This is a genomic window from Nocardiopsis quinghaiensis, from assembly GCF_008638365.1.
GTDB lineage: Bacteria > Actinomycetota > Actinomycetes > Streptosporangiales > Streptosporangiaceae > Nocardiopsis > Nocardiopsis quinghaiensis.
In genome coordinates this window covers 1-15,714 of record NZ_VWVU01000048.1, presented here as the reverse complement: position 1 = coordinate 15,714, position 15,714 = coordinate 1, and the positions used below count along the sequence as shown (strand labels likewise).

The 15,714-nt window shown below is 70.7% G+C and carries 15 protein-coding genes and 1 pseudogene; 11 read left to right on the top strand and 5 right to left on the bottom strand.

What is annotated here, in order from left to right; translation table 11 throughout:
• A pseudogene (locus FYX01_RS25750) lies at positions 1-438 on the bottom strand (activator-dependent family glycosyltransferase); the annotation flags it as partial.
• A 307-nt stretch (positions 439-745) separates the two neighbouring features.
• On the opposite strand from FYX01_RS25750, the gene FYX01_RS25745 reads away from it, so the two are divergent.
• The 11 genes from FYX01_RS25745 (at position 746) to FYX01_RS25695 (ending at position 11,800) form a co-directional block, all read left to right on the top strand.
• Complete coding sequence (locus FYX01_RS25745) at positions 746-1,624, top strand: sugar nucleotidyltransferase (RefSeq protein ID WP_150246404.1); 879 nt, start codon at positions 746-748, stop codon at positions 1,622-1,624.
• Between the two features lie 15 nt (positions 1,625-1,639).
• Positions 1,640-2,650, top strand: a complete 1,011-nt coding sequence (gene rfbB / locus FYX01_RS25740; RefSeq protein WP_150246401.1) for a dTDP-glucose 4,6-dehydratase — start codon at positions 1,640-1,642, stop codon at positions 2,648-2,650.
• Between the two features lie 103 nt (positions 2,651-2,753).
• Positions 2,754-3,878, top strand: coding sequence for a class I adenylate-forming enzyme family protein (locus FYX01_RS25735; protein ID WP_150246399.1), 1,125 nt, complete (start codon positions 2,754-2,756; stop codon positions 3,876-3,878).
• On the top strand, positions 3,875-5,401 hold the full coding sequence (locus FYX01_RS25730) for an aromatic amino acid ammonia-lyase (RefSeq protein ID WP_223830656.1): 1,527 nt from the start codon (positions 3,875-3,877) through the stop codon (positions 5,399-5,401). Before FYX01_RS25735 ends, FYX01_RS25730 begins: the two co-directional genes overlap by 4 nt.
• A 33-nt stretch (positions 5,402-5,434) precedes the next feature.
• The gene (locus FYX01_RS25725) at positions 5,435-6,325 is read left to right on the top strand and encodes an SAM-dependent methyltransferase (RefSeq protein ID WP_150246396.1); all 891 of its coding nucleotides are present in this window, start codon (positions 5,435-5,437) and stop codon (positions 6,323-6,325) included.
• Positions 6,326-6,370: 45 nt separating this feature from the next.
• Positions 6,371-7,414, top strand: a complete 1,044-nt coding sequence (locus FYX01_RS25720) for a ketoacyl-ACP synthase III family protein (RefSeq protein ID WP_223830655.1) — start codon at positions 6,371-6,373, stop codon at positions 7,412-7,414.
• Positions 7,415-7,423: 9 nt separating this feature from the next.
• Entirely contained in the window at positions 7,424-8,566 is a 1,143-nt protein-coding gene (locus FYX01_RS25715; protein WP_150246394.1) for an acyl-CoA dehydrogenase family protein, read from the top strand.
• Positions 8,563-10,053, top strand: a complete 1,491-nt coding sequence (locus FYX01_RS25710; protein WP_150246391.1) for an amino acid adenylation domain-containing protein — start codon at positions 8,563-8,565, stop codon at positions 10,051-10,053. Before FYX01_RS25715 ends, FYX01_RS25710 begins: the two co-directional genes overlap by 4 nt.
• Complete coding sequence (locus FYX01_RS25705) at positions 10,050-10,313, top strand: acyl carrier protein (RefSeq protein ID WP_223830654.1); 264 nt, start codon at positions 10,050-10,052, stop codon at positions 10,311-10,313. The genes FYX01_RS25710 and FYX01_RS25705 overlap by 4 nt, the downstream gene beginning before the upstream one ends.
• Before the next feature lie 66 nt (positions 10,314-10,379).
• Positions 10,380-10,925 (top strand): hypothetical protein, encoded by a 546-nt coding sequence (locus FYX01_RS25700; RefSeq protein ID WP_150246388.1) that lies wholly within the window; start codon positions 10,380-10,382, stop codon positions 10,923-10,925.
• Positions 10,922-11,800: an ABC transporter permease gene (locus FYX01_RS25695; RefSeq protein WP_150246385.1), complete on the top strand. Its 879-nt coding sequence runs from the start codon at positions 10,922-10,924 to the stop codon at positions 11,798-11,800. Before FYX01_RS25700 ends, FYX01_RS25695 begins: the two co-directional genes overlap by 4 nt.
• Before the next feature lie 42 nt (positions 11,801-11,842).
• Here FYX01_RS25695 and FYX01_RS25690 read toward each other — a convergent pair whose 3' ends face one another.
• The 4 genes from FYX01_RS25690 to FYX01_RS25675 form a co-directional block, all read right to left on the bottom strand.
• Positions 11,843-13,000 (bottom strand): ABC transporter permease, encoded by a 1,158-nt coding sequence (locus FYX01_RS25690; protein WP_150246381.1) that lies wholly within the window; start codon positions 12,998-13,000, stop codon positions 11,843-11,845.
• Complete coding sequence (locus FYX01_RS25685; RefSeq protein WP_150246378.1) at positions 12,997-14,166, bottom strand: ABC transporter permease; 1,170 nt, start codon at positions 14,164-14,166, stop codon at positions 12,997-12,999. Before FYX01_RS25685 ends, FYX01_RS25690 begins: the two co-directional genes overlap by 4 nt.
• A 5-nt stretch (positions 14,167-14,171) precedes the next feature.
• Positions 14,172-15,110 (bottom strand): ABC transporter ATP-binding protein, encoded by a 939-nt coding sequence (locus FYX01_RS25680; RefSeq protein WP_150246375.1) that lies wholly within the window; start codon positions 15,108-15,110, stop codon positions 14,172-14,174.
• Between the two features lie 143 nt (positions 15,111-15,253).
• Positions 15,254-15,714: glycosyltransferase (locus FYX01_RS25675; protein WP_317846092.1), on the bottom strand; the 461-nt coding region annotated here is incomplete at its 5' end.

Here is a 15,714-nt window from a genome sequence, read left to right as displayed (position 1 = left end):
ACCCACCGCCTCAGCGGCCACCGCCCCCGCGAACGACACCGGCTCCCACAACACCAGATCCGGACGCCACTGACGACACAACAACGTCAGATCCTCCACCATCGGATCATTCACCACCTTCCACCACCAGTTGACCGACTCGGAGAACCCCCAACTGAGGTAGTCCCAGGTCAGGACCTCGGCACGGTCCTCCGCGAGGTCGAACTCCTCCTCGTCCCCCTCCTGGCCGCCGTCCTCGTTGGCCCACGACTCCAGGTCCCCGAAGGAGTGGTCCCGGCCGACCGACACCGCGGTCAGGCCTGAGGTGACGATGTCCTCGACCAGTTCGGGCTGACTCGCCACCCGGACCTCGTGTCCGGCGTTGCGCAGCGCCCAGGCCAACGGCACCATGCTCGAAAAACCGACCGGATCCGCGTACGTGGCGATCAGAACACGCATGGTTCTATGTTCCCTCTCGGCTAGTGGACAGTCCTGGCGATGAAAGGGATCGTAGGCGAGGTGCCCCGCTCCCGGAACTCCCGTTAAACGGAGCACCGGACCCGAACGAACCGCGACGCCCATTGATCCTCCGGCGGAGCGCGGTTGACCTTCCGGCAGATTTCTGTAGAACCATTGCCGTAGAGTGCGCACCACCTGTCGCCCTGCCCCGTAAATACCACATCAAAGTGTGGTAGGAAAACTCCGATCCGCTTCGCCTGCCGACTTCGCACTGGGCATCGTCAACCTCGGACACCGGGAAGGCAAAATGAAAGGGATAATCCTGGCTGGCGGTTCGGGAAGCCGTCTCCAACCGATCACGAATTCGATCTCCAAACAGCTGGTCCCCGTCTACGACAAGCCGATGGTCTACTATCCGCTGGCGACGCTCATGCAGGCCGGCGTCCGGGAGATCCTGGTGATCTCGGCCCCGTCCGCCCTGCCCCTCTTCACCGAGCTGCTCGGAGACGGGAGACGGCTCGGGCTGGAGCTCTCCTACCTCCCGCAGGAGGAGCCCCGGGGGATCGCCGAGGCCCTGGTCCTCGGCGAGCGCCACCTCGGCGGGGCCCCCGCGGCGCTCGCCCTCGGCGACAACGTCTTCCACGGGAGCACCCTCCAGGAGCACCTGTGGGCGGGCCGCGAGCGGCTCGACGGCTGCGTGCTGTTCGGCTCCCCCGTGTCCGACCCCCACAGGTACGGGATCGCGGAGGTGGACGGGTCCGGGAACCTCCTCTCCCTGGAGGAGAAACCCCCGGCCCCCAAGTCGGACCTTGCCGTCACCGGCCTCTACCTCTACGACGGGAACGCGTCGGAGGTCGCCAGGAACGTGCGCCCCTCCCCCCGCGGGGAACTGGAGATCACCGACGTCAACGCCGCCTACCTGGAAGAGAAGCGGTCATCGATCATCACCCTGCCCCCCGGAATATCCTGGGCGGACACGGGAACGCCGGAATCCCTTCTGTCAACCTCACAGTACGTGTATTCCCTGGAGAAACAGGAGCGCACCCGCGTGGCCTGTATCGAGGAGATTGCCCTGCGTATGGGTTTCATCGACTCCGGCGCGTGCTACAACTTGGGCGCGGAAATGCAGCACTCGGCCTACGGCCAGTACGTGATGAATTTTGCTGAACTCTGGGACGACTCTTAGCGAAGGTAAGCGCGCATGCGGATACTGGTCACCGGGGGGGCGGGTTTCATTGGTTCGAACTTCGTCCGCCGAATGCTCTCGGGAGAATATCCTGGCCTCGGCGTCCGTGAGGTCGTGGTGCTGGACAAGCTGACGTACGCGGGCAACCTGTCGAGCCTGGCGCCCGCCATGGACGATCCCCGTTTCGAGTTCGTGCACGGGGACGTCTGCGACCGCGAGCTGGTGGAGAGGGTCTCGCGCGACGCGCGGATCGTCGTGCACTGCGCCGCCGAGACCCATGTCGACCGCTCCATCGCGGACGGCACCGACTTCGTCGGCAGCAACGTCGTCGGCACCTACACCGTGCTGGGCGCGGCCCTGGCGACCGGGGTCGAGAAGGTGGTCCTCGTCTCCACGGACGAGGTCTACGGGTCGGTCTCCTCCGGCTCGTCGACGGAGCGGGAGAAGCTGGAGCCGAACTCGCCGTACGCGGCTTCCAAGGCGGCCTCGGACCACTTCGCACGCGCCTTCCACCAGACCTACGGCCTACCGGTCTGCGTGACGCGGTGCTCGAACAACTACGGCCCCTACCAGTTTCCGGAGAAGCTGATACCGCTGTTCATCACCCGGCTGATGGACGGCCTCCCCGTACCCGTCTACGGGGACGGGCGCTACGTGCGCGAGTGGGTCCACGTGGACGACCACTGCCGGGGTATCGCCCTCGTCGCGGAAAGGGGCGCGCCCGGGGAGGTCTACAACATCGGCGGGGACACGGAGATGTCCAACCTGCGGATGACGGAGACCATCCTGTCCGCGCTGGGAGCGGACTGGTCCTCCGTGGAGTTCGTGGAGGACCGCAAGGGGCACGACCGCCGCTACTCCCTCGACTCCTCCAAGATCACCGGGGAACTCGGCTACCGCCCCCGGCTCTCCTTCGAGGAGGGGCTCGCCGGGACGATCCGGTGGTACGCCCAGAACCGGAGCTGGTGGGAGCCCCTCCGCAAGCGGGTGGACCTCGACATCCTCGGCGAGCCGGCCCGGGAGTGAGGCACGGGGCCGCGCGGCGCCCGGATGTCCCGCCAGCGGGACAGGCACCGGCGGCCCGCTCCGCGACCGCCGACACCATTCCCCGACCTCCGGAGGAGCAGCCATGTCCTACCAGGAACTCACGCCCGCGGCGTTCATCGGATCCGGACTGCGTTCCGACGCCCTGGTGGAGAACTCCTGGACGGTGCGGTGGGACCGCGTACGCGACCCCGAGGACCTCCTCGCCGACGCCCTGGGCCCCGTCCTGGAGTTCCGCAGTTCCGGAACCACCTCCGGTGGGGGCCGCCCCTGGCACCGGACCTGGGAACAGGCCTGGTCCGAGGCCGGGCTGCTGGCCGACCTGGTGCGTGGGGAGGCCCCCGAGGCGGTCCTGAGCTTCGCTCCCCCGCGCCACCTCTACGGGACCCTGGTCAGCGTCCTGGTCCCCGCCCGGCTCGGCCTGCCCGTCTGGTACCGGCCCCAGTTCGGCCGCATGCCCCCCGAGGGACTCCACCGGCGGTGGGCGGTCATGGCCATCCCGTGGGCCTTCCAGATCCTCAGCAGGCGACGGGCCTGGATCCGGTCCTCGGAGAGGCTGGCGATCCTGCACAGCACCGCCTCCCTGCCGTCCGCGGCCGGGAGGCTGGTCCTGGAGGAGTCCGAGCACGCGGTGCTCACCGAGGTCTTCGGCTCCACGGAGTCGGGCGGCGTGGCCACTCGCCGCCTGTTCGGTTCCGGTTCCGGGGAGGACTGGACCCTCTTCGACGACGTGGAATTCGTCCTCCCCCGCTCCCGGGGGGATGTGGAGGAACCCCTGCGCGTACGCGGCCCCCGGCTCGCGTTCCCCCCGGGCGGCGCCCCTCCAGACGAGTGCCGTCTCGACGACCACGTCAGGGTGACCGGCGACCGGAGCTTCCGCTTCTCCGGCCGACGCGACCGGCTGGTGAACGTGAACGGTCTCCGGCTGGACCTCGACGCCGTCGAGGAGCCGCTGCGCGAGGCCCTGTCCTGCGCAGACCTCGCCTGCGTGCCCGTGCGGGACGACCTGGCCGGAGAGCACTTCGAACTCCTCATCGCCGCCGGTCCCGGGGAAGGGCCTTCCCCCTCCTCGCTGGACACGGCACTCTCCCGGTTAGCGGTCCGCCCGCGCCGGATACGCGTGGTCGAGCGCATCGACCGCTCCGAGACCGGCAAGCTCCGGAGACTGCGACAAGAGCCCCTCATGACGGACCTGGGAGAACACACGTGACTGCCCGACCGACGGCTCCCGAACCCATCGGCCGCGACCGGCCCGAGGCCGACCCGTGGAACATCCTGCGCGCGGCCGGCTGGGACACCCGGCTCGAACTCGGGCCCGAGGACGTGGAGAGGATGGAGGGAAGCTCCCGTGTGCTGGACGAGAAGCTGGCACGCGGCGAAGCCGTCTACGGCGTCACCCGGGGCTTCGGCCCGCTGGTCGACTACGGAGCCTCCGACTCGCTCCTGGAGCAGGGCGCCGGGCTGATAGCCCACCTGGGATCCGGCCAGGGGCGCCCCCTGCCGCCCGAGGTCTCCAGGCTCGTCGTCTCGCTTCGCCTCTCCAGCATGCGCCGCGGCCACTCGTCCGTCTCACCCGGGTTCTGGCGCACCCTGGCCGACCTGTGGAACCGGGGCTTCACCCCCTGCGTCCCACGTGACGGTTCGGTCAGCGCCAGCGGCGACCTCCAACCGCTCGCACACGCCGCGCTCGCCTTCGCGGGCCGGGGGGAGGCATGGGTGCGCGAGGACGCCGGGTGGCGGATCCGCCCCGCGGAGAAGGTCCTCGCCGACCTGGGGGCCGCCCCCGTCCAGTGGCGCGCACGCGAGGCGCTCGCCTTCGTCAACGGCACGAGTGTGGGCCTGGCCCAGAGCGTCCACAACCACACGGAGGTCATGCGGCTGGCACGCGCCACCGCGATGCTCACGGGACGCAACGCCTTCCTCCTGGGGGCGAACCCCGAGGCGTTCCACGAGGGCATCGGTCTGGCACGGGGGCAGGTGGGACAGCTCACGGCCGCGCGCTGGATCCGCGAGGAGCTGCCCCGGGAGTTCGACCGCTCCCCCTCCCGGCCGCTCCAGGAGCCCTACAGCATCCGCTGCGCGCCCCAGGTCATCGGCGCGGTCCTCGACCAGGTCGAGGCCTCCGGGGCCGTCCTCGCGCGTGAGGCGTCGGGCTGCACGGACAACCCCGTGTGCGTGGACGGAGAGATCCTGCACGGCGGAAACTTCCACGCCATGCCCGTCGCCCTGGCCTCCGACCAGATCGGCCTGTGCCTGCAGCAGATCGCCTACCTGGCCGAGCGCCAGCTCGCCCTGTTCTGCTCTCCCACGACCAACGGGCGGGTGAACCCCATGCTGACGCCCGATCCGGGAGGCAGCAGCGGCCTGGCCGGCGTGCAGATCAGCGCGACCTCCTTCGTCTCCCGGATACGGCAGCTCGTCTACCCCGCCTCCCTCACCGCCCTGCCGACGAACAACGGCAACCAGGACCACGTACCCATGGCGCTGAACGGTGCCAACGCCGTCGCCGAGGCGGTGGAGATGGGCTGGCTCGTCATCGCCTCCCTGGCGGTGGGCACCGCCCAGTACGCTGCCCTCCTCGGTCACCCGGTCCCCGAGGACGGCGTGTGGCGACGCCTCGCGGACGCCTGCCCTCCCCTGGCACAGGACCGTCCCCTGGCCGCCGAGGTGCGGGCCGCGCGCACCGTGATCTCTGAGTCGACACCGCCCACGAGTGAAGCGCCCGCCGCCTGAGGCCCGTGCACCACCCCCGATCCGGAGGCCCCGATGCCGCAGCGAACGATGACCTGGCAGATGGACATCGCCAGTGACGAGTCCGTCTGGAACCAGACCCACGACATCCACCCGATCCTGAACCCGCTCGACGACACCTCGGTACGCCGGGTCCTCGAACGCACGCGCCTGGGCCCGGCCCCGCGCGTCCTGGACGTCGGCTGCGGGCTGGGAGGGTGGGTCTTCAAGATCCTGGAGTCCTACCCGGAGGCGACGTGCGTCGGGGTGGACATGGTGGAGTCGTTCATCGAGCGCGCTCGGGCCGAGGCGGCGGACCGGGGAGTCGGGGACCGCACGGACTTCCGTACGGGCGACGCCCTGAAGGACCTGCCGGACGAGCGGTTCGACCTGGTCGTCTGCGCCGGCCTGTCCGAGGCCTTCGGCGGGCTGGAGCCGATGCTGCACCACCTGCGCCCGTACCTGAAGAACGACGGCCGCATGATCATCGGCCAGGGACTGTGGAACCACGAGCCGGACGAGGAGTGCCTGCGGATCCTGGACGTCGACCGGGACACGCACATGCCCTTCGAGCAGGCCGTCGACATGATCGCCTGTGCGGGCTGGGCCCCGGTCTACGGGCACAAGAGCACCGAGCAGGAGTGGGACGACTTCATCTGGGCCTGCGTCGAGGGCCTGACGAGGTGGGCCCTCGACGACCTCAGGGGGGCCGGGGAACAGCAGGTCCCCGGCGTGAGCACGCCGGGGATCCTGTTGACGATGAGCAGCTACCGGCGTGCCTGGCTGCACGGGTACCGCTCGGCACTGGGCTACGCGACCTTCGTCCTGCGCCCGCTGCCGCCGCAGTGGATCCCCCTCCTCTTCGCGGGAGAGCTGGCGCAGCAGACGTGGAGCGCGCAGGGACAGGCCTCGCACGAAGACTCCTGACGACGTGCGAAGCACACGAGCCGAGCGGGAAAGGTGGAGCCAGTCTTGCGGACGAAGGACCTGTTCCTCAGCGGTCTGGGCGTGTTCGTGCCCGACACCGTCAGCACCGACACGGCGGTCGGCGAGGGGCTGTGCCCTCCCGAACTGGTCAAGGAGGGGGACATGACCGGGGCGGCGGTGGCGAACGGCCTCCCCGCCCCGGAGATGGCGCTCCGGGCCGCCCGGGCCGCCCTGGACCAGTCCGGTGGGGTCTCCCCGGAGGACCTGAGTCTGCTGTTGTACGCGGACACCTGGCACCAGGGGCCGGACGGCTGGTTTCCCCAGTCCTACCTACAGCGCTGCCTGGGCACGGGCGACGCCCTGTCACTGGAGATCCGTCAGGGCTGCAACGCCGTCTTCGGCGGCCTGGAGCTCGCCGCGCCCCTACTGGCGCAGTGCCCCGGGGACTCCGGCTCGGCACTGATCGTGGCCTCCGACAACTACGGGACGCCGCGGATGAACCGCTGGACCGCGGGCCCCTCCTTCTTCGGTGACGGTGCCAGCGCCCTGGTGCTCACCCGGGCCCCCGGGTTCGCCAGGGTGCTCTCGGTCAACTCGATGACCGTCGCCGAACTGGAGGAGACGCACCGGTTCGGCGAACCGCTCTTCCCCCCGGCGGCCACCACAGGGGCGCCGGTGGACTTCGTCACGCGCGAGGAGGAGTTCGGCGCCCACCTCGCCGAGCAGGGGACCGAGTCCGAGCTGTGGATCAGGCTGCACCACAAGATGCTCCTCGCCGTCAGCCGGAGCATGTCCGAGGCGGGCGTCACGTACACCGACCTCACACGCGCCGCCTTCACGAGCCTCGGCCCGGACGACATGGAGCACCGTTGGATGGAGCTTCTGGCCATGCCCATGTCCAAGTCCACTTGGGATTACTCCCGTCACATCGGACACATCGGCGCCAGCGACCCGTTCATCGGCCTGCACCATCTGGTGACGACCGGGCAGGTGGGCCCCGGCGACCACGTGATCCTGGGCGGCATCGGCTCGGGAGTGACGGTCTCCTGCGCCGTGGTCGAGATCCTGGACGACGCCGGGACCGGATGAGGGGGACACGTGCACTTCGACCTCACCCAGGAACAGCGGCGGCGGTCCGAGGACCTGCGCACCGCCGCCGAGGCCCTCGGCGGCGAGCCGCGGAACGGCCCCTCGGACCACGTGGACCGGTCCGAGTGGTCCCGCACGGCCGCCGCGGGCTTCACCGGACTGTGCCTTCCCGAGGAGTTCGGAGGAGGGGGCCTGGGCGCCCTGGACACCGCTCAGGGCTTGCAGGACCTGAGCACGGGCTCCGGCGACACCGGACTCGCCTTCGCCGTCGCCGCCCACCTGCTGGCGGGCGCCGTACCGGTCCGGGACTTCGGCGGCGGGGAGCTGCGTACCGCCCTGCTGCCGGGAGCCGTCTCCGGAGACCTGGTACTGGCCAACGCCATCACCGAGGCGCAGGCGGGATCCGATGTCGGGAACCTCGCCACGACGGCCCGGCGGGACGCGGACTCCTACGTCCTCAACGGCACGAAGACGTTCGTCAGCAACGCCCCGCTGGCGGACGTGTTCGTCGTGTACGCCACCACCGACCCGGGAGGCGGCCCGTTCGCCACGACCGCGTTCGCCGTTCCGGGCGACGCCCCCGGGGTGGAGGTGAAGGCGGCCCACTCCAAGATGGGCCTGCACGGTTGCCCGGCATCGGCGGTGGAGTTCCGTGACTGCCGGTTCCCCGCCTCCCTGCGGATCGGGGCACAGGGTCAGGGGTCGGCGGTCTTCCAGCACGCCATGGCGTGGGAACGGGCCTGCCTGCCCGCCATCTACCTGGGCGCGATGGAACAGCAGGTGCGCGACGCCGTGTCCCACGCCCGGCTCCGCCACCAGTTCGGGCACCGCCTCGCCGATTTCCAGGCCGTCTCCCACCGGGTGGTGGACATGCACCAGCGCCTGGAGGGCGCGCGGCTGCTGCTCCAGCGCGCCTGCTGGCTGCTGGACGGGGACCGGGGCGAAGCACCGTCCGCGGTGGCCTCGGCCAAGCTCGCCGTCACCGAGGCCGCGGTGGCCAACGCCCTGGACGCGCTCCACCTGCGCGGCGCGGAGGGTTACCTGGCCGGGAGCGCCGTCGAGCGCCAACTGCGGGACTCGGTGCCCGGGACGCTGTTCTCGGGAACCTCCGAGATCCAGCGGGAGGTCATCGCGAGGGGACTGGGACTGTGACCCTGGACGAACTGGTCGGGCGAGCCGCTCGGAGCAGGCCCGACGCCACGGCCGTCTCGGCGCCCGAGGGACGGATGACCTACCGCGAACTGGACCTGCGCGCGGACGCGATCGCGCGAACGCTCGCCGAACGGGGGGTGGAGGCCGGCGACAGGGTGGTCCTGTGGTCCGCCAAGTCCGCCGACCTGGTCGCCTCCACCCAGGCCGTCCTGCGCCTGGGCGCGGCCTACGTGCCCGTCTCCGCGGGTGTGCCGCCGAGGCGGGTGGCGCTGATCGCGCGCGACTGCACCGCGAGCGCGGTGCTGGCCCCGGAGGACCTGCTCGACACGCTCCCGCCCGACGCCCTGCCGGGTGTGCGGATGGTCGCCCCCGGCACCGCCCGGGAGGACGGGCCCCGCGGGGCGGGGCACCGCCGGGGGCCCCGGCCCGAGGACCCGGCCTACGTCCTCTACACCTCCGGCTCGACGGGCACGCCCAAGGGAGTCGTCGTGAGCCACTCCGCGGCGCTCGCGTTCGTCGGGTGGGCCGCGTCCGAGCTGGACGCCCGCGAGGACGACGTGTTCGCCAACCACGCCTCCCTCGGCTTCGACCTGTCGGTCCTCGACCTCTACGCGGCCTTCCGGGCGGGGGCGGCGGTCAGCCTGGTGCCGGAGTACCTCGCGCACGACGCCGTAGCCCTCGTGGACTTCGTGCACGCGGAGGGGATCAGCGTCTGGTACTCCGTACCGTCGGCCCTCGTCCTGATGATGCGGGAGGGCCGCCTGCTCGACCGGCCCCCGCCCCCCGGGCTGCGAGCCGTCCTCTTCGCCGGGGAGCCCTTCCCCATAGACCGCGTCCGCGCCCTGGCGCGCTGGTCGGCGGCCCGCCTCCTGAACCTGTACGGACCGACCGAGACCAACGTGTGCGCCTTCCACGAGGTGACGCCCTCCGACCTGGAGAGGGACCGACCGGTACCCATAGGACGCGCGAGCTGCGGCAGCAGCCTGCTGGTCCTCAAGGACGGGCGCCCGGCCGCTCCCGGTGAGGAGGGCGGACTCCACGTGGAGGGCCCCACACTCATGACCGGATACTGGGGCCACGAACCCCTGCGCGGCCCCCACCCCACGGGTGACATCGTGCGTGTCCTGCCCGACGGTGCGCTGGACTTCGTGGGCCGCGCGGACTCGATGCTCAAGGTCCGGGGGCACCGGGTCGAACCCGGAGACGTGGAGGCCGCGCTCAGTACGCACCCGGCGGTGGAGGAGGTGGCCGTGGTCGGAGCCGGAACCGGCCTCGACGCCCGGCTGGTGGCCTTCGTCGTGCCGCGCGGCACGGGGATGGGCGTGCTGTCGGTCAAGCGGCACGCGTCCGAACGGCTCGCGCCCCACATGGTCCCCGACCTGGTGCGCTTCGTGGAGGCGCTGCCGCACAACCGCAACGGCAAGACCGACCGTGCCGCGCTGGCAGCCCGCCTCGCGGACACGGCGGCGAACGGAGGTATGTCGTGAACGAGGCCCTGGAGCGGAACGAGGTCACGGAGAGGCTGATGGCCTTCGTCAGGGAGCGGTTCCTGGACGGGGACCCCCACGGAGAGCTGGAGGAGACCTCTCCCCTCGTCGAGTGGGGCGTGCTCAACTCGCTGAACTCGGCCATCCTCCTGAACTTCATCCATCGGGAGTTCGCGGGCGCCGTGCCCCTGGAGCACATCAGCGCCGCCAACTTCCGGGACGTGCGCAGCATCAGCGCGATGCTGTGCGCACAGCGATGACCCCGCGGGCCCGGTGGCCCGCACGTCCGCGCGCCGCCGCGGTGCGGCGCGCCCGAAGGAGTCCCGATGCTGTTTCCCCACACCCGGGTGCCGGGCGTCGAGCTGCGCGCGTGCCGTGTCCATGGTCCGGAGGACCTGCACCGGGTACTCGGCGGATACGACGGCCTTCCCAGTGCCGAGGTCCTGTCACAGCTCCTGCCCGAGGATCCCGAGGAGTACGCGGCCCAGTTCACCGTAGTACCCGATGACTCCGAGGAGGCGGTGGGCGTCGTCGGCCTGCACACGCTGGACCTGGCCAACGGCCATGTCAGGGCCGAGCTGTTCCTGCTCCCGGCCGTCGACGCGAGGACCGTGGCCGCCACCGCCGCGCTGACGGTGAACTACGCCTTCTCCATGTTCCGGATCCGCAAGGTCTACGTGTGGACGGTCGGAGGGGAGGCACGGGTGTTCCGCGACGTGCCGGTGGAGACGCGCAACGAGGGGACCCTGATCGAGTACGTGGCCGACGGGGACGGTTTGCACGACGTCACCGTCGTGGCCGTGGACCGCGAGGCGTGGGACGAGGGGGTCGCCTTCCTGGACGAACTCGTCGGCGCGGAGGCACCGCGATGAGCGCACCGACCACCGCGGCCGAGGCACGGGCGGGGGGACACGGGTACACGCCTCCGGGCGGTGTGGCCCACGGCCTGCGCGCGGTGAACGTCATGGTCAAGCGCGAGATGATCCGCACCCTGCACGAATGGGGCCGGCCCTTCTCACTGTTCCTGCAGTCGCTTCTGTGGCTGTTCGTGGTCAGCAGCGGTTTCGGTGCCCTGCTCCCCGACCTGCCGGACGACGTCGGTCTGGACACCGCGATGTTCCCGGGGGTCATCACGATGACCGTCGTCATCGCGGCCGTCTACTCCGCGTCCTCCGTCATCGCCGACCGTGACTCGGGGTTCCTCCGGGAAATGCTCGTAGCACCCGTGAGCCGTGCCTCCCTGGCCCTCGGCAAGGTCGTGGCCACCGCCCTGCTGGCGACGGGGCAGGGAGCGGTGGTCATCGCGCTGGGCGGGTTCGTCGGCGTCCCCTACCATCCGGGCCTGATGCTGCGGCTGGTCCTGCTGACCTTCGTCTGCGCACTCGCGGTGTCCGCCTTCGCCGTGATGGTCGCGGCGCTGAGCCAGAACACCCAGTCGTACTTCGGCGTGTCCCAGCTCCTCGTGATGCCGATGGTGATGCTCTCGGGCGCGCTCTTCCCCGTGGGCGTGCTCCCCCCGTGGCTGGCGCGGCTCGCCCTGTACAACCCCGTCAGCTACACGGTCGATCCCATGCGCCAGGCGGTCTTCGGCCATGTGTCGGCCTCCGAGAGCGTGCACGAGCTGTTCAACCCGGGCATGTACTGGTTCGGCCACCGGCTGGACATCGCCACGGAGGTTCTCCTGGTGGCCGGCGCGGCCGGCCTCTTCCTCGCACTCGCCGTACTGCGCTTCCGCCGAATCGACTGACGCACCGTCGGCGTGCGGAACTCCCCGCACGCCGACGGTGCGTCAGCGCAGTACGGCCCTGCGCATGGCGAGCAAACCGGCGGTCATCAGGACCGCCGCGAAGCCGGCCAGCACACCGAGCTGGGGAAGGATCTCCCCGACGCCGGCCCCGTGGCGGACCAGCGCGGCGAAGGCGTCGTACCCCCAGGCGTGCGGCGTGAGGTGGGCGACCTGCCGCATCCCCTCACCGAAGGAGTCGAGGGGTATGGCCGTACCACCGAGCACCCCCGCTCCCAGCCCCAGCATCAGGGCCGTCGAGCCCGCGCCGGCCTCGGTCCGGGCCAGGCCTCCCAGCAGCAGGGCTGCGCCTCCCCCGGCCAGGCTGAACAGCAGGAGCACGGCCGTGGCACCGAGCGGGTCCCCCCAGTCGACCCCGAAGACCAGGGCCGTGCCCAGCATGATGACCAGTGCCTGGGTCAGGGCGATCAGCAGCCGCCCGGCCAGCTCTCCCAGCAGGATCGTCCGCACCGGGGTGGGGGTCGCGTACATGCGTTGGGAGATGCCCCGCTGGCGGGTGCCCACCAGCGCGCTCGCGGTGGTCAGGGCGGTGAGGAAGGTGTAGAGCAGCAGCAGCGGTGGCGCGGACAGGTCGAAGGACCCGACCCCCGGGGGGAAGAGCGAGTCACCGGTGGTTCGTACGTCCACCGCGATGCCCGTCCCCGACGCCTCGTCCACCGCGGCGAGTGACTCCTCGAAGGAGCCGCCCGACTCCTCGGCCACGAAGGCGGCCGCGCGCAGGGTGGCGGCCTCGTCCCGGACCGTGGAACGGACCGAGGCGCTCAGGTCGAGGGCGTTCGTGTCGCCCTCCCTGGCGACGAACCGCACGTCGGCACCGCCCTCCTCCGACACGGCCTCGTCGTAGTCGTCGGGGATGACGATTCCGCCGTGCAGTTCGCCGCGCTCGACCGAGACCCGCATCGTCTCCGCGTCCGGGAGCCGGACCACGTCCACGTACCCGCCGGAGCCGAGTTCGTCGACGAGGCGCTGGGAGAGCTCTCCGGAACCCCCCTCCACCACCCCCAGGCGCTGCTGCTGGTCACCGCCGAACATCAGCCCGAGCATCAGCACCATCACGAACGGCACCAACAGGATGTAGAAGATGTTGGACCGGACCCTGAAGACCCGTTTCAGATTGAGAAAACCGATCGCCGCGAGCTTCATGCGTTCAGCATCCTTCCCAGTCGGAACAGCGACAGCGCCCCCGTCACCACCGCCATGGCCGACAGGACCAGGACGGGGACGAGGACGGCCGCGAACGAGCCGCCGCCCAGTTCGGCGAGTCCGTGGAGGAACCAGCGGTGCGGCGTGGCGAAGCTCAGTACGGACAGGGCACCGAGTTGAGCGACGGGGAAGAGCCCTCCGCCGAGGAGTCCCAGGCCGAACGCGACCACGGAGATCCGGTTGGTCGCCTGTTCCGACGAGCTGGAGAACGTCACCACGGCGGCGGTGATGCCCACCGCCGCGAGGGTCCCCGACACGACGAGGGCGGCCACCCCGGGCAGCGGTCCCCACTGGCTGCCCAGCACCAGGCTGGACACGGCCGCGAGGACGAACAGTCCGGCCGCGCCGACGATGGTGGCGCTCAGGGACTTGCCCGCCAGGATGGCCGAACGGCGGACGGGGGCCGCCAGGAGCCTGGCGAGGGTCCCGTCCCGGCGTTCGTCGAGGATGCCGGTGACACTCGACATCACCACGAAGAAGAGGAAGAAGTAGGCGAGTCCCGCCGCGTAGTAGGTGGCGGTGTCCAGTTCCCTCCAGTCGGCGGTGGTGTCGTCGACCAGTGACAGTGGCGCGGGCTGTTCCCGGACCCGTTGGGAGAGCGCCTCGGGCGTCTCGTCGGCTCCCGCCTCCAGGGCCTCCAGGACCGCGGTCCTGGAGGCGTCCGCCTCGACCGCGAACGAGTCGGCGATCTCCCTGGCGATCTGGACCTGGACGGCCGAGTCGGCGGATCCGACGATCTCGATGACGGCCCGGTCGCCACCGGCGACCGTGTCACTGAACCCCTGGGGGAGGAGGAAGGCCGCGTCCGCCTCGCCCTCCTCGACGAGGTGCTCCGCCTCCTCCGTGTCGGCGGCCTCCTCCAGGGAGATGACGCCGTCCTCGTCGAGGGGGCGCAGCACGTCGTCGACGAAGACCCCGCCGAGCCCTCCCCCGTCGGAGTCGACGACGAGGTAGCGGATGTCCAGGCCGTCGCCGGGTCCGTCACCCAGGAGGTGGGCGAAGAGGAACGCCATTCCCAGCGGCAGTACGAGACCGAAGAGAAGGAGGGAGCCGTCCTTCAGCCGCTGTCTGAGGTCCTTGGCCGTGATGGCCGCTATGACGCGCATATCCCTCAGTCCCTCAACGCCTTGCCGGTGAGGCTCAGGAAGACCGCCTCCAGATCGGGCTCGCGCACCTGGAGGGAGCGCATCTCGAACCCCTCCTCCGCCAGCGTGCGCACGATCGCCGGCGAGAGTTCGGACGCGTTGTCCACCGAGAGCTCCACGCCGCCGTCCTTGGCCGCGGCGGCGTGCACTCCCGGCAGCGCCTCAAGCAGCCGGGCGGCGTCCCCTGCGGAACCGTCCACCGCCAGATCGATCCTGTCGCGCTCTCCCAGGCGGGTGACGAGCTCCCGACGGGTGCCCTCGGCGACGAGGCGACCATCGTCGAGGACGCCGATCCGGTCGCAGAGCCGCTCGGCCTCCTCCATGTAGTGGGTGGTGTAGAGCACCGCGACACCGCTGTCCGCCAAAGCGCGTACGTGTTCGAGGATGGCGCTGCGGCTCTGCGGGTCCACACCGGCGGTCGGTTCGTCCAGGACGAGGAACCGTGGCCGGTTCATCAGGCCGGCGGCGATGTTCGCGCGGCGGGCCATGCCGCCCGAATACTGCGACACCGCCTCGTTCGCGCGGTCGGTGAGCCCGACCGCGGCGAGAACCTCGTCGACCCGTCCACCGGCCTCGGCCCTGGGGATCCCGTACAGCTTGGCGAAGAAGTGGAGGTTCTCGACGGCGGTCAGGTCCTCGTAGAGGGCGTTCTGCTGGGGTACGAAGCCGATGAGCGCCTTGGTCCTCATCTCCTCCGGGCCGTGGGGGATCCCGCCGACCGACACCTCGCCGGCATCCGGGCGGAGGATTCCCATGACCATGGAAATGGTCGTTGTCTTTCCCGCACCGTTGGGCCCGAGAAGACCGTAGACCTCCCCCTCACCGATCGAGAAGCTCACATCGTCGACGACCTTCACGTCACCGTAGGACTTGGTCAGCCCGACTACCGCTACTACCTTCTCCATTACCCCTTTTCCTCACGCCGAAATAAAACCACTAAATCCCCATAAGGATATTGGCGGACCACAGTAGCAACACCGGAGGAAAGACGTCCCGCATCGCGGGAAACGGCCCGCTCTGAACACGGCGGCGCGCGGTCCGGAAATACTCAGGTCCCCGCGGAACCGACCGCGTCCACCGGCTTCGGCGCTTCCCCCGCGGTTTCCCGCACGAGCCCGGTGAGCGTGCCGACCACCTCGTTGGGCGAGGGGAGTTCGCGCATCCGGTCCCTGGCCCCGGCCGCGCCCCGCGCGTAGGCCGGGTCGGTGAGCACCCGGTCGAGCGCCTCACGCACCTGTGTTCCGCCGACCGTCCCGCCGGTGAGGACCACGGCCGCTCCCGCGCGCCCGACTCCGGCCGCCATGAGTTTCTCGTCGAACTGCATACGGGGCACGATCACCTGGGGGACGCCGTGGTCGAGCATGGACAGGACCGTGCCCGCCCCGCCGTGGTTGATGACGGCCGAGCAGGTCGCGGCCAGGGCGTGCAGGGGGGCGAACTCGACGGCGCGGACGTTGGGGGGCAGGGGTTCCAGGCGTTCGCGTTCGGCGGGGGGCAGGGTCGCGACCA